14 protein-coding genes are annotated in these 13,426 nt (G+C 75.6%); 2 read left to right on the forward strand and 12 right to left on the reverse strand.

From position 1 onward, the window contains the following. Nucleotides 1-23: 23 nt before the first annotated feature. The 7 genes from M3185_RS01835 to clpS form a co-directional block, all read right to left on the reverse strand. A complete protein-coding gene (locus M3185_RS01835; RefSeq protein WP_251331966.1) occupies nucleotides 24-890 on the reverse strand; it encodes a phosphotransferase family protein in 867 nt (288 codons plus the stop codon). A 25-nt stretch (nucleotides 891-915) separates the two neighbouring features. Next, nucleotides 916-1,557 (reverse strand): RdgB/HAM1 family non-canonical purine NTP pyrophosphatase, encoded by a 642-nt coding sequence (gene rdgB, locus M3185_RS01840; protein ID WP_251331967.1) that lies wholly within the window; start codon nucleotides 1,555-1,557, stop codon nucleotides 916-918. Then, nucleotides 1,550-2,335, reverse strand: a complete 786-nt coding sequence (gene rph, locus M3185_RS01845; protein ID WP_251331968.1) for a ribonuclease PH — start codon at nucleotides 2,333-2,335, stop codon at nucleotides 1,550-1,552. Before rph ends, rdgB begins: the two co-directional genes overlap by 8 nt. 68 nt (nucleotides 2,336-2,403) lie before the next feature. Next, nucleotides 2,404-3,243, reverse strand: a complete 840-nt coding sequence (locus tag M3185_RS01850) for an MBL fold metallo-hydrolase (RefSeq protein WP_251331969.1) — start codon at nucleotides 3,241-3,243, stop codon at nucleotides 2,404-2,406. 57 nt (nucleotides 3,244-3,300) lie between these two features. Continuing rightward, complete coding sequence (murI, locus tag M3185_RS01855; protein WP_251331970.1) at nucleotides 3,301-4,236, reverse strand: glutamate racemase; 936 nt, start codon at nucleotides 4,234-4,236, stop codon at nucleotides 3,301-3,303. 115 nt (nucleotides 4,237-4,351) lie between these two features. Then, nucleotides 4,352-4,912 carry a DUF2017 domain-containing protein gene (locus tag M3185_RS01860; protein WP_251331971.1) on the reverse strand — a complete coding sequence of 187 codons (561 nt, stop codon included), beginning with the start codon at nucleotides 4,910-4,912 and terminating at the stop codon, nucleotides 4,352-4,354. Then, on the reverse strand, nucleotides 4,912-5,271 hold the full coding sequence (gene clpS / locus M3185_RS01865) for an ATP-dependent Clp protease adapter ClpS (RefSeq protein ID WP_251331972.1): 360 nt from the start codon (nucleotides 5,269-5,271) through the stop codon (nucleotides 4,912-4,914). The genes M3185_RS01860 and clpS overlap by 1 nt, the downstream gene beginning before the upstream one ends. 123 nt (nucleotides 5,272-5,394) lie before the next feature. Between clpS and M3185_RS01870 the strand changes: the two genes are divergently transcribed. Together M3185_RS01870 and M3185_RS01875 are read left to right on the forward strand one after the other, a co-directional pair. Beyond that, complete coding sequence (locus M3185_RS01870; RefSeq protein ID WP_251332077.1) at nucleotides 5,395-6,690, forward strand: nicotinate phosphoribosyltransferase; 1,296 nt, start codon at nucleotides 5,395-5,397, stop codon at nucleotides 6,688-6,690. A gap of 103 nt (nucleotides 6,691-6,793) precedes the next feature. Next, on the forward strand, nucleotides 6,794-7,402 hold the full coding sequence (locus M3185_RS01875; protein WP_251331973.1) for an isochorismatase family protein: 609 nt from the start codon (nucleotides 6,794-6,796) through the stop codon (nucleotides 7,400-7,402). A 13-nt stretch (nucleotides 7,403-7,415) separates the two neighbouring features. Here M3185_RS01875 and M3185_RS01880 read toward each other — a convergent pair whose 3' ends face one another. The 5 genes from M3185_RS01880 to M3185_RS01900 form a co-directional block, all read right to left on the reverse strand. Next, nucleotides 7,416-9,215: a DEAD/DEAH box helicase gene (locus M3185_RS01880; protein WP_251331974.1), complete on the reverse strand. Its 1,800-nt coding sequence runs from the start codon at nucleotides 9,213-9,215 to the stop codon at nucleotides 7,416-7,418. A gap of 111 nt (nucleotides 9,216-9,326) precedes the next feature. Continuing rightward, complete coding sequence (locus M3185_RS01885; RefSeq protein ID WP_251331975.1) at nucleotides 9,327-9,665, reverse strand: DUF3039 domain-containing protein; 339 nt, start codon at nucleotides 9,663-9,665, stop codon at nucleotides 9,327-9,329. Nucleotides 9,666-9,730: 65 nt separating this feature from the next. Next, on the reverse strand, nucleotides 9,731-11,377 hold the full coding sequence (locus M3185_RS01890) for a hypothetical protein (RefSeq protein WP_251331976.1): 1,647 nt from the start codon (nucleotides 11,375-11,377) through the stop codon (nucleotides 9,731-9,733). Continuing rightward, nucleotides 11,359-12,201, reverse strand: coding sequence for an ABC transporter ATP-binding protein (locus tag M3185_RS01895; RefSeq protein WP_251331977.1), 843 nt, complete (start codon nucleotides 12,199-12,201; stop codon nucleotides 11,359-11,361). The genes M3185_RS01890 and M3185_RS01895 overlap by 19 nt, the downstream gene beginning before the upstream one ends. A 174-nt stretch (nucleotides 12,202-12,375) precedes the next feature. Next, nucleotides 12,376-13,329, reverse strand: coding sequence for a tetratricopeptide repeat protein (locus tag M3185_RS01900; RefSeq protein ID WP_251331978.1), 954 nt, complete (start codon nucleotides 13,327-13,329; stop codon nucleotides 12,376-12,378). Between the last annotated feature and the right edge of the window lie 97 nt (nucleotides 13,330-13,426).

Raw genomic sequence — 13,426 nt, forward strand, 5'->3', positions numbered from 1 at the left:
CGCAACAGCCTACTGCGGCCCGCTCAGGCGTGCGCGCCCCGCAGGTTCGTCTCGATCCACTCGTCGGCGCGGGCGACGGCCTGGTTGACCTGGGCCGTGTCCAGATCGTGGTGCAGCGCGTACGCGACGGCCTGCAGCGGGAACGTGCGGGCGTGCAGCTGGGCGCGCTCGTAGACGGTCTCGGAGACCGCGCCCCGCAGGGCGTCCCAGCCGTACCACAGCCCCAGCGACGCGGCGTCGTGCGCGGGGTCGTAGAGACAGGCGTGGTCCCAGTCGATGACTCCCGTCAGCTCCTCGTCCTGCCACAGCATGTTGTGGCCCATGAGGTCCCCGTGCACCAGGGTGGGCGCCACGGTCGGCAGGGCGGCGAGCTCGGCCACGGCCTGCAGGGCGGCCTCCCGGTTGCGGGGCAGCAGCCGGGGGATGACCTCGTCGATGAGCACGTGGCGGCGGCGGTGCCCGCCCCAGTGCTGGCCGGGCCGGTCGAGGAAGCCGGCGAAGCCGGAGGCGTCGACCTCGGCGAGCTCGGTGAGCACCCGGTGCAGCACGGCCGGGTCCACGTGCCCCGGCGGGTGCGGGGCCCCCGGCAGCCAGGTGAGCCCCACCCCGGTGTAGCCGTCGGCCACGACCACGTCCGTGAGCGGGCGCGGCGTGGCGAAGGAGAACCGGGGCAGCCGGCGCAGCACCTGGGTGCGGCGCTCGACGTGGGAGACGACGGTCGGGTTCTTCGCGATCCGCACGGAGATCACGTGCCCCACGTTCACCACGACGTGGGCGGACCCGCCCGCGTGCACCTCCCACTCGGTGCGCTCCACGCTCACTCCCGCCGCGGCCAGGACGGCGTCGACGGCGCCGGCGAACGGCAGGTGCTGGAGCGAGGACCAGGGCATGGGCTTCTTCTCGGCTCGGGCGGGATCAGAGCGGGTCGGGGTCGGGCAGGACCGCCACGAGGTGCGGCAGCAGCGCCCGCATGGCGCGGCCGCGGTGGCTGACGGCGTTCTTCTCCTCTCGGGACAGCTGCGCCACGGAGCGCGCGGAGCCCTCGGGGAGCAGCACGGGGTCGTAGCCGAACCCGCCCTCCCCCACCGGCTCGCGCAGCAGCGTCCCCCGCAGGACCCCGAGCTCGACGTGCTCGAAGCCGTGCGGGGTCACGAGCGCGGCGGCGCACACGAACTGCGCGCCGCGGTGGGCGTCGGGGACGTCGGAGAGCTGGTCGAGCAGCAGGCGCAGGTTCGCGGGGTCGTCGCCGTGCCGGCCGGACCAGCGCGCAGAGAAGATCCCGGGGGCGCCGCCCAGCACGTCCACCGCCAGCCCGGAGTCGTCGGCCACCGCGATCAGGCCCGTCGCGGCGGCCGCCGAGCGGGCCTTGAGCAGGGCGTTGGCCTCGAAGGTCGTGCCGTCCTCGACGACGTCGGGGGCGCCGGCCGCGGCCGCGTCGACCACGAGCCGCTCGACGTCGGCGCCGGGCAGCGCGGCCGCGATCATCTCCCGCAGCTCGGCGAGCTTGCCGGGGTTGCGGGTCGCGAGCACCACACGGGCGCCGTCGTGCTCAGTCACGGGTGGCCTCCCGCAGGGTCTCCACCTGGATCTGGGTCAGCTGGGCGCAGCCCGCGAGCGCGAGGTCCAGCAGCGCGTCGAGCTCGGCCCGGTCGAAGGGGGCGCCCTCGGCCGTGCCCTGCACCTCCACGAAGTCCCCGGAGCCGGTGACGACCACGTTCATGTCCGTCTCGGCCCGGACGTCCTCGACGTAGGGCAGGTCGAGCATCGGCACGCCGTCGATGATCCCGACGGACACGGCCGCGACCGTGTCGGTCAGCGGCTGCGCGCGGCGGGCGATCAGCCCCTCGGCGCGGGCCCAGGCCACGGCCTCGGCCAGGGCCACGTAGGCGCCGGTGATCGCGGCGGTGCGGGTGCCGCCGTCGGCCTGGAGGACGTCGCAGTCCAGGACCACGGTGTTCTCGCCCAGGGCGGAGAGGTCGATGACCGAGCGCAGGGACCGGCCGATGAGCCGGGAGATCTCGTGGGTGCGACCGCCGATCTTGCCCTTGACGGACTCCCGCGCGGAGCGCGTGGAGGTGGCCCGCGGGAGCATCGCGTACTCGGCGGTGACCCAGCCGCGGCCCTCGCCCTTGAGCCAGCGCGGGACGCCCTCGGTCACGGAGGCCGTGCACAGCACCCGGGTGCTGCCGAACTCGATGAGCGCCGAGCCCTCCGCCTGCTGGGACCAGCCGCGGGTGATGGTGATGGGCCGCAGCTCGTCCGGCGAGCGGCCGTCGGCCCGGATCACCGCCGGGGTGGAGGGGGCCGGTGCGGTCGGGTCGACTGGGGAATCCATGACCTCCACCTTACCCCCGGGCCGCGGCCCCGGCCGGGCCCCGGACCGGGCGCCGGGGTCGGGGGCCGTCACGGCCCGACGGGCGTGGCCGGGCGGCACGCGGGACTGCCCGCGGGGGCGCGCACGATGCGGTAGGTGTAGGCCGGCTCGGCCACCCCGATCGGCCCCTCGTAGACCTCCTGGGCCTCCTCGACCGCCCGGGTCGGCGAGTTCCACACCGGCAGGTGGGTCAGCAGCAGCTTGCGCGCGCCCGCGTCCCGGGCGGCCTCCGCCGCGCGGCGGCCCGTGAGGTGGATGCCGCGCAGGGCGTCGTCGCGGCCCTCCTGGTAGGCGGCCTCGCACAGGAAGACGTCGGCGCCGCGGGCGGCCCGCAGCAGCCCCGCGCAGCTGTCGGTGTCGCCCGAGTAGGCCAGGGTGCTGGGCCCGGCGGGGCCGTCGAAGTCGATCCGCAGGGCGTAGGCCTCGGGCGTCGGGTGCTGCACCGCGAAGGGGGTGACCGTGAACGGGCCCACGCGCACCGGCTGCTCCGGCGACCAGGTGCGGAAGTCGAACTCCCCGTGCATCCCGGGCTCGGCCGGGAGCCCGTGCGTGCGCGCGAGGTACTCGTGCAGCCCGGACGGGGCCCACAGCGGGATCCGGGCGGCGCCCCACCCGCGCGGGTCCCACTTGACGGCCACGTGCAGCCCCGCGAGGTCGATGCAGTGGTCCGGGTGCAGGTGGCTCACGAGCACGGCGTCGATGTCGTGCAGGTCCATGTGGCGCTGCAGCACGCCCAGGGCGCCGTTGCCCATGTCCAGCAGCACGCGCCAGGTCCGGCCCTCGGCGTCCTCGCCGCTGACCAGGTAGCAGGACGCCGGTGAATCGGGCCCGGCGAAGGAGCCGGTGCATCCGATGATGGTGAGTTTCATGGGCTGGGCCTTCCAGAGGGACCGGTGGGACGGCGGCCGCACCGGCCGCCGGGCTGCTCAGGGGGCGGGAGCTCCCGAGCCCCCGATCATCTCGGGGGTGATCCGGGCGAGCGAGCCGGTGGGGAACTGCTCGGCCACGGAGCTCGTGTGCCGGACCCGGGTGACCTCCGGGCCCAGGAACCGCCGGGCCAGCACCTCGAAGGACGCCGCGTCCCCGGTGGCCAGGAACTCGTGGCGGGCGGGCAGGCCCGGGTCCCGCTCGAGCCCGTGGCCGACGAGCGCACGGTAGACGTCCTTGGCGGTCTCCTCCGCGCTGGAGACGAGCGTCACGGTGTCGCCCATGACGTAGGAGATGACGCCGGTCAGCAGCGGGTAGTGGGTGCAGCCCAGCACGAGGGTGTCCACCTCGGCGCGGCGCAGGGGGTCGAGGTAGCGCTCGGCCGTCGCGAGCAGGTCGGGGCCGGTGGTGACCCCGGCCTCCACGTAGTCGACGAAGGCGGGGCAGGCCACGGAGCGCAGCTCCAGGTGGGGGGCGGCCGCGAAGGTGTCGTCGTAGGCGCGGGAGCCGACCGTGGCCGCCGTGCCGATCACGCCGATCCGCCCGTTGCGGGTGGAGGCGACCGCCCGGCGCACCGCCGGCTGGATGACCTCGACCACGGGGATGCCGTAGACCCGGGTGTAGCGCTCGCGGGCGTCGCGCAGCACCGCGGCCGAGGCCGTGTTGCACGCGATGACCAGCAGCTTCACCCCGGAGTCCACCAGCTCGTCCATGATCCGCAGCGCGTGGGCGCGGACCTCGGCGATCGGCAGCGGGCCGTAGGGCCCGTGGGCCGTGTCCCCGACGTAGACGATCTCCTCGTGGGGCAGCTGGTCGATGATCGCCCGGGCAACGGTCAGCCCGCCCACCCCCGAGTCGAACACGCCGATGGGTGAACCGGGGTTGGGGCCGCTCGCGGCGGGGGCGTCGGCCCCGTAGACGTCGTCATCCTGCATATCGACAAGAGAGTAGCCCCGGGCGCGTCCCGGCCCAAAACCCCACGGGGAGCGCGACGGCGTGATGCCTGTCACGTCGGGCCCGCGGGCGGCCCGGACCGGACGCCCGCCCAGGTCAGTCGCGGGAGAGGTCGTGGAGCAGCGCCTGCACGAGGGACTCCTGCAGCCAGGAGACGAAGTTGTAGAGCAGCGACATGTACGTCTCGACGTCCTCGATCGCGGACCAGTCGTCGTACCCCCCGACCCGTTCGGCGTCCTCCTCGCTGCGGATGCCCAGCCGGTCCGCGAGCACGAGGCGCACGTCGTTGAGCGCGCGGCCGAAGGCCTGGGCCTGGTCGGGGTCCAGCCGCACGGGCTCGGCCTCCAGCGCCAGCGCGGCCTGCTGGAGCGCCCCGATCTTCGCCTCGCGCAGCCCCCGCTCCGTGTACCGGCGGAACTCGGCGGCCCGCTCCGGGTCCGGGCTGGCGTCCGGCAGCAGCCGCCGCAGCGCGGAGTCCTCGGGGGTGGCGGCGTCGCCCGAGACGCCGAGCAGCCGCTCGAGCGGGTCCTCGGAGACGGGCTGGTCGGGGGCGAGGGCCTCGGCGACGTCGGCGAAGAGCTTGCGCAGCAGCTCCTTCTCCGCCGGCTCGAACCGTGCGGCGATGCCCTTGCGGGTGGAGCGGAACCCCTGCGCCATCACCGGCCCCCGGCCTGCTCGAAGGTGGCCCACAGCCCGAAGCCGTGCAGGGCCGCGGTGTGGGTCTCGGCCTCCTCGAGGGAGCCGCTGGCCACGACGGAGCGCCCGCTGTGGTGGACCTCGAGCATGAGGCCGCGCGCCTTCTCCTCCGGGTAGCCGAAGTAGGAGCGGAACACCCAGGTCACGTAGCTCATGAGGTTGACCGGGTCGTCCCACACGACCACGTTCCACGGCCGCTCGGTCTCCACGGCCTCGGAGGCGGTGCTCTCGGTGCGGGTGTCCGCGTCCGGCAGGACGGCGGTCGCGGACGCGACGGGGGCGGGGGCGGCGCGGACGGCCGCGGCGACGGTGCAGTGCATGGTCCGTCCATCGTAGCGACATCCGTCCGGTCCGGCACCGCGGGCCCCCGGCGCCGGGCCGTGGCTAGAGTGGTGCCCGTGAACCAGCGCACCCGCGGGTGGGCCCCGCCGCCCACGTCCCTGATGACCGACCACTACGAGCTGACCATGCTGCAGGCGGCCCTGCACGCGGGCACCGCCCACCGGCGCAGCGTCTTCGAGGTCTTCGCACGGCGGCTGCCGGCCGGGCGCCGCTACGGCGTGGTGGCCGGCACCGGCCGGCTCCTCGAGGGCCTGGAGAGCTTCTGCTTCCGGGAGGAGCAGCTGCGCTTCCTCGCGGACACGGGCGTGGTCAACGGCCCGACCCTCGACTTCCTGGCGGACTTCCGCTTCACGGGCTCGATCGCGGGCTACGCCGAGGGCGAGACGTACTTCCCGCACTCCCCGGTGCTCGTGGTCGAGGGCACGTTCGCGGAGGCCTGCATCCTCGAGACGTACTTCCTGTCGGTGCTCAACTACGACAGCGCCGTGGCCTCGGCAGCCTCCCGCATGGTGGGGGCGGCGGCGGGGCGGCCCTGCATTGAGATGGGCTCGCGGCGGGCCCACGAGGAGGCGGCGGTCGCCGCGGCCCGGGCCTCGGTCATCGCCGGCTTCGACTCGACGTCGAACCTCGAGGCCGGCCTGCGCTACGGCCTGCGGACCGTGGGCACGGCGGCGCACTCCTTCACCCTCCTGCACGACTCGGAGGAGGAGGCCTTCCGCGCCCAGCTGCAGTCGATGGGCCGGGGCACCACCCTGCTCGTCGACACCTACGACGTCGAGGCGGCGGTCCGGAAGGCCGTCGCGCTCGCCGGGCCCGAGCTGGGCGGGGTGCGCCTCGACTCCGGCGACCTCGTCGCCCAGGCCGCCTGGGTCCGGGAGCTGCTCGACGGGCTGGGCAACACGGGCACCCGCATCACCGTCACCTCGGACCTCGACGAGTACGCGATCGCGTCTCTCAACGCCGCCCCCGTGGACGCGTTCGGCGTGGGCACGCGGGTCGTCACCGGATCGGGCGCCCCGACGTCGTCGATGGTCTACAAGCTCGTGGCGCGGGAGGACTCCTCCGGCGAGCTGCAGCCGGTGGCCAAGGCCGCCAAGGGCAAGGCGTCGGTGGGCGGGCGCAAGTACGCGCTGCGCCGCCGCGACGAGCAGGGCACCGCCACCCACGAGCTGGTGGGCATCGGCCGCGTGCCCGGCGACGACGGCGACGACCGGCCGCTGCTGCAGGAGTTCGTCCGGGACGGCGAGCTGCTCGACGGGTGGACCGGCGCGCAGGGCGTCGTGCGGGCCCGGGAGCGCCACGCCGCGTCCGTGGCCGAGCTGCCGGCCTCCGCGCGCCGGCTCAGCGAGGGCGACCCCGTCATCCCGACCGTCATCGAGCCGGAGGCGCGGGCCTGACCGGCGCCGCGCCCCGGACGTGATCCGGCCGGGCCCGCTCCCGCCGGGCCCCACCCCACCGAGCCCCACCCCACCAAGCCCCAACCCACCGAGGAGGAACGTCATGAGGACCGCACTGATCGTCGTCGACGTGCAGAAGGACTTCTGCGAGGGCGGGTCGCTGCCCGTCGCCGGGGGCGCGGAGATCGCCGCCGCCGTCTCCGAGCACCTCGAGCACCACCACGGCGACTACGCCGTGATCGCCGCGACCCAGGACTGGCACGTCGACCCGGGAGCGCACTTCTCGGACGAGCCGGACTTCGTGGACTCGTGGCCGGTGCACTGCGTGGCGGACTCCCGCGGCGCCCAGCCGCACCCGGACCTGGACACGGATTGGATCCAGGCGTGGTTCCGCAAGGGCGAGCACGACGCCGCGTACTCGGCCTTCGAGGGCCTCCTCGCCCCGGACGCCGACGTGCCCATGGGCGACGACGAGGACGTGGAGGAGGACGACGTCAGCCTCGACGACTGGCTGCGCGAGCACGGGATCGAGGCGGTGGACATCGTGGGCCTCGCCACCGACCACTGCGTGCGGGCCACGGCCCTGGACGCGGTCGAGGCCGGCTACGACACGCGGGTGCTCGTGGACCTGACGGCGGGGGTCACCGCGCTGACCACCGAGCAGGCCCTGGAGGAGCTCGCCGACGCGGGGGTCGAGATCGTCCGGTCCTGACCGGCCGGGCCGCTCACCGGCGGCCGATGAACCAGTCCTGGAGCTTCTTCACGCGCGCCTCGAGCTGGGCCTCGTTGGCCTGCGCCACGGCGGGCCCGCCGCAGACCCGGCGCAGCTCGTTGTGGACCACGCCGTGCGGGGTGCCGGTGCGGGACGCCCACGCGGAGACGTTCTTCGACAGCGTGGCCCGCAGCTCCTTGAGCCGGCGGTGGTCGGGCACCGCCGGCTGCTGCGGCGCCGCCCCGGCCGCCGAGCGCCGGCGCGCGTGCTGGCGCTGCCGCTCGCGCAGCAGCTCGGAGACCTGGTCCGCCTCGAGCAGGCCGGGGATGCCCAGGAAGTCGGCCTCCTCCTCGGAGCCCACGGCCACGCCGCCGCCGAAGGCGCCGCCGTCGAAGAGGACGCCGTGGAAGGACGCGTCCGACCCGAGGGCCTCGAACCGGCCCTTCGCCAGCTCCGAGGACGCCTTCTCCTCGCGGTTGGCGGCCGCGAGCAGGTCGTCGTCCCAGCCCTCCTCCATGGGGTCCGCGGGCAGGCCCTGCTCGGCGGCGGAGGGCCGGTCGAGGGCGTGGTCGCGCTCGGCCTCCATCTCGTTGGCCAGGTTCATCAGCGCGGGCACGGACGGGAGGAAGACCGAGGCGGTCTCCCCGCGCCTGCGGGCGCGCACGAAGCGGCCCACGGCCTGCGCGAAGAACAGCGGCGTCGACGTCGACGTCGCGTAGACGCCCACGGCCAGGCGCGGGACGTCGACGCCCTCGGAGACCATGCGCACGGCGACCATCCAGCGCCCGTCCCCGGAGGAGAACTCGTCGATCTTGTCCGACGCGGTCTTGTCGTCGGAGAGCACCACGGTGGGCTTCTCCCCCGTGATCCGCCGCAGCTGCTCGGCGTAGGCCTTGGCGTCCTGGTGGTCGGTGGCGATCACGAGGGCCCCGGCATCGGGCACGGTGCGGCGCACCTCGGTCAGGCGCTGGTCCGCCGCCTGGAGCACGGAGGGGATCCACTGCCCGTTGGGGTCCAGCGCGGTGCGCCACGCCTGGGCGGTGATGTCCTTCGTGAAGCCCTCGCCGAGCTCCGCGCCCATCTCCTCGCCCGCGCTCGTGCGCCAGCGCATCTGCCCCGAGTAGGCCAGGAAGATCACGGGCCGGACCACGTGGTCCCTGAGGGCGTCGCCGTAGCCGTAGGTGTAGTCGGAGGACGAGCGGCGGATGCCGTCGGCGTCCTCGGCGTAGCGCACGAAGGGGATCGGGGCGGTGTCCGAGCGGAAGGGGGTGCCGGTGAGGGAGAGCCGGCGCACCGCGGGGTCGAACGCCTCCCGCAGCCCGTCGCCCCAGGTCAGGGAGTCGCCGGCGTGGTGGATCTCGTCCATGATGACGAGCGTGCGCCCCGCCTCGGTGCGGGCCCGGTGCAGCAGCGGCTTCATGGCCACCTGCGAGTAGGTCACGGCCGCGCCGACGTAGTCGCGGCCGTGGGAGCCGTCCGCGTTCTTGAAGTTGGGGTCGATCGCAAGACCCACGCGGGCGGCCGCGTCCGCCCACTGCCGCTTGAGGTGGTCGGTGGGGGTCACCACCGTGATCCGGTTGACCGTCCCGCGGTCGAAGAGCTCCTTCGCGACGCGCAGCGCGAAGGTGGTCTTGCCGGCGCCGGGGGTCGCCACGGCCATGAAGTCCTGCGGCTGGGCCTCGAAGTAGCGCTGCAGGGCCTCCGCCTGCCAGGCGCGCAGCCGGGGGGCGGTGCCCCACGCGGCGCGGTCGGGGTAGGCCGGGGGCAGGTCGGCGGCGGCACCGAACAAGGACAGCTGGTCGTCCTGGGACACTCTGGCGTCGTCCTTTCGCTCGTGGTCCGCGGCCTCGTGGCCGCGGCGGGGTGCGGGGGCGCCACGCAAAAGCGCCCGCCGTCGGCGGGCGCTTCGTCGCGGGCGGGAGGCTCAGCCCTGCTGGTCGCCGTCGTCCTTGCCCGGGCGCAGGCCCTCGTAGATCTCCTTGCAGGTGGGGCAGACCGGGAAGCGCTGCGGGTCCCGGCCCGGGGTCCAGACCTTGCCGCACAGGGCGATCACGGGCTCGCCGGAGAGGGCGGACTCCATGATCTTCTCCTTGCGCACGTAGTGCGCGAAGCGCTCGTGGTCGCCCGGCTCCTGCACCTGGCGGGTCTCCTCGCGCTCGATCGTCGAGGTGCCGCCCGCGGGCCGCGCCGGATCGGTGCCGTAGGGGCTGTCGTCCAGTCCGTTCGTCGGGGTGCCGGTGGTCGCCGCTGCGAGGAGGTCCATGCGCGCCAGTTTACCCCGTCGCCGCCGCCGCCCGTGCCCGGGCCGCGGCGCCGGCCGGGCGCGGGTCAGCGGAACTGCGCGACCTCCTGGAGCAGCTCGGGGGCCCGCCGGTCGTACCAGCGCCCGCCGAGCACCACTCCGCCCGCGCACAGCAGCGGGCCCAGGACCGCCCCGGCGCCCAGCGCCGCCCAGCCCCAGGCCGCGTCCCCGGTGACGAGCTGGACGAGCACCAGCGCGGCGGCCGGGAGGACGAGCACGAGGATCAGGGCGAAGGCCGCGAACTGCACGAGCACGTTGAGCACGGTGAAGCCCTGCGGGGTCTTGAACGGGGACTGGCCGGGCACCGCGACGGGGTAGGTGTAGCGGGCGGACATGACCGAGGACAGCCCGGCCCCGCCCAGCAGGGCCAGCAGCGTGGTCCCGGCCAGGCCGGGCAGCAGCTCCCACCGGCCGTGCAGGACGAACGGCAGCAGCAGCCCCACCGTGCACAACGGCACGGCGACCACGACCAGCGCCAGCACGCGCCCCGCCCGGTCGTGCACCCCGCGCACCCCGGTCAGCACGTGCAGGGACACGGCCGTGTTGTCGAAGGAGACGTCGCCGGAGATCTGGTAGGCCAGCAGGGCCGCGAACATGGGCCCCAGCGCGTAGAACAGGAAGCCGGCGCCGGTCTGCGCGCTCGAGAACCACACGAGCGCGGCGATCGCCGGCACGACGACGAGCGCGCCGGAGTAGCGGGGGTCCCGCACCCAGTACAGCAGGCACCGGGCGGCGACGGCCGCCCACGGCCGCTCGGGCACCCGGTCGAACAGTCCGGCCCCCGCGCCCGCGCGGGACCCGCGCACCCCCTCGCCCGCCGCGGTGGTCAGCGCCCGGGTCTGCGCGGCGCGCCAGCCGAGGACGAGGGCCGCGACGGTCAGCAGGGTGAGCGCCGTGCGGGCGGCGGCCTGGGCCCAGCGTCCCTCGGCGACGTCCGCGGGCACGGCCCACACGGCGCCGGCCGGCGTCCAGGCCAGCACCCCGGCCCACTGCGGCAGCCGGTCCCAGGTGCGCTCGAGCCCGCTCAGCACGCCGGTGACGATCGGGCCGAGGAGCACGAGGCCCAGCAGGGCCGCGAGGGAGAGCACCTCGGTGACGCGGCGGCGCCGGCCGAGGCCCACGGCGAGGGCCGTGACGCAGCGGGAGCCGGTGACCAGCAGGGCCAGCCCCAGCGGGAGGCAGACGAGGGCGGCGAGCACGGCCGGGACGGAGGCGCGCCACGAGGCGAGGGAGGCGAGGAGCGCGAGGGTCGTCAGGGCGCCGGGGACGCCCACGAACGCGCCGAGGGCCTGGCCCCACTGGACCTGGCCCACGGTGAGCGGCAGCAGCGCGAGGCGGGCCGGGTCCAGGGTCGCGTCGGCGCGCGAGGCAAGGACGGGCAGCAGCCACCACGCGAGCGCGGCCGCCGTCCCGGCGACCACGAGCACCGTGCGCACCAGGGCGAGGTCCTGGCCGCCGAGCAGCACCAGCCCCACCACGGCGACGCCCAGCAGGAACACGAAGTAGGCCGCGCCCAGGACGGTGCCCACGAGCACCCAGGTGCTGCGGGTGAGGGTGTTGGCGAGGATCCTGGCCTTGAGGGCGACCAGCCGCCAGGCCAGCACCGCGGTGCCGGGACGGCCGGGGGCGAGGTCCCCGGGGACGAGGCCGGGGCTCACTCCGGGCGCAGCCACGACAGCCCCTCCCCCGGCTCGGCGCGCCCGCCGACGAGCTCGACGAACCGGTCCTCCAGCGACGCGCCCGCCCGGACCGCGTCCACCGTGCCGGCGGCCAGCACGCGGCCCCGGTCGAGGACGGCCACGTGGTCGCACATCCGCTGCACGAGGTCCATGACGTGGCTGGAGACGACGACGGTCCCGCCGGCGTCGACGAACCCGTGCAGGATCCCGCGGATGTTGGCGGCCGAGACCGGGTCCACGGACTCGAAGGGCTCGTCGAGCACGAGCACGCTCGGGGCGTGGATCAGGGCGCCGGCCAGGGCGATCTTCTTGGTCATCCCGGCGGAGTAGTCCTGGACCTGGGTGCCGCCGTCGCCCGTGAGGTCCATCGCCCGGAGGAGGTCCTCGGTGCGCCCGGCCACGGTGCGCCGGTCCATCCCGCGCAGCAGCCCGGCGTAGGTCACGAGCTGGCGGCCCGTGAGGCGGTCGAACAGGTGCACGCCGTCCGGCAGCACGCCCATGAGCTGCTTGGCCCGGACCGGCTCCGCCCACACGTCGACCCCCGCCACCCGCACGGTCCCGGCCGTGGGGCGCAGCAGGCCCGTGGCCATGGAGAGCAGGGTGGTCTTGCCGGCGCCGTTGCGGCCCACGAGGCCGAAGAAGGACCCGCGGGGGACGTCGAGGTCGACGCGGTCCACGGCGACCTTGGCCCCGGGGGTGCCCGGGCGCCCGAAGACCCGGACGAGCCCGCGCACGCTCAGGGCCGGTTGCCGGGAGGACGGGTCCGACGGGTGCGGGGACGGGTCCGGGGCGGCCGGTGCGGAGAAGGGGGAGCTCATGGCCTCCAGCGTAGGCAGGCGGGGCCCGGAGCGAGGCCCGGCGCGCGGGGCGAGGCGGTGGCGGGGCGCCCGCACCGGCCGTTCCCGGGGGCCCGCCCCCGCGGCGGGCCCCCGGGCGGTGCCGGCGCGGCGGCGCGTGTCCCGGAGGGCGGGGATAGGCCCCGCGGCCCGGGCTCAGAACAGCGCGCGCATCAGGGCGCCGCGGGCGGCGACGACGCGGGGGTCCTCCGCGCCGACCACGTCGAAGAGCTCGAGCAGGCGGACCCGCACGGCGTTGCGCTCCTCCCCCGCCGTGCGGCGCACGAGGTCCAGCAGGCGGCGGAAGGCGTCCTCGACGTGCCCGCCGGAGACGTCGAGGTCGGCCACCTGGAGCTGGGCCGCCACGTCCTCCGGCGCGGCGGCCGCCGCGGCGCGCACCGCGGCGGCGTCCAGCGGCATCACGCGCTGGAGCAGGTGCACCTGCGCGAGGGCGAGCTTGGCCTCCCGGTCGCCCGGGTTCTCGGCGATGGCGCGGTTGTAGGCGGCCTCGGCCCCGTCCAGGTCGCCCGCCTCGAGCGCGTCGACGGCCTCCTGGTGCAGCGGCGGCAGCGGCGCCGGCTCGTCCGCGCGCACCGGCTCGACGGTGCCCGCGATGCCGTTCTGCTCCGCGAGCGCGAGCAGCTCGTCCAGCAGCTGCACCACCTGCTCGGGGGGCACGGTGGTGTTGAACAGCGGCACGGGGCGCCCGCCGAGCAGGGCGACGACGGTGGGCACGGACTGGGCCTGGAACATCTGGGCGATCTCGGGCACGGCCTCGGCGTCCACGGAGGCCAGCAGGATCCGGCCGGCGTACCGGTCCACGGCCTGCTCCAGGGTGTCGGTGAACGCCACCGACTGCTGGCTGAAGCCCGCCCACAGGGCGAAGACGACCGGCACGCGGGTGGACAGCTGCGCGACCTCCTGGAAGTCCGCGGCCGTCACCTCGCGCCGGTAGCCGCCCCCGGCCTGCTCCCCCGTCCCGCCGGGGGCCGCGGCGGGCGCGGCCGCGCCCAGGTCGACGGCGCCCCGCACCGACGCGGGCAGCGGGGGCTCCGGCTGGGGGGCGGTCTCGGCGGTGCGGCGCGGGTTCTGGTGCTGGAACTCGTTCACGGGGCGTCCTCTCGGGGATCGGCGGGGTCTCCCGTCGATTATCGGCGGCGCGCGGCGGCGCGGCCACCGGGGCGCCCCGGTGTACGCTTCCGGCGTG

This window comes from Kocuria rosea (genome assembly GCF_023715525.1).
Lineage (GTDB): Bacteria > Actinomycetota > Actinomycetes > Actinomycetales > Micrococcaceae > Kocuria > Kocuria rosea_A.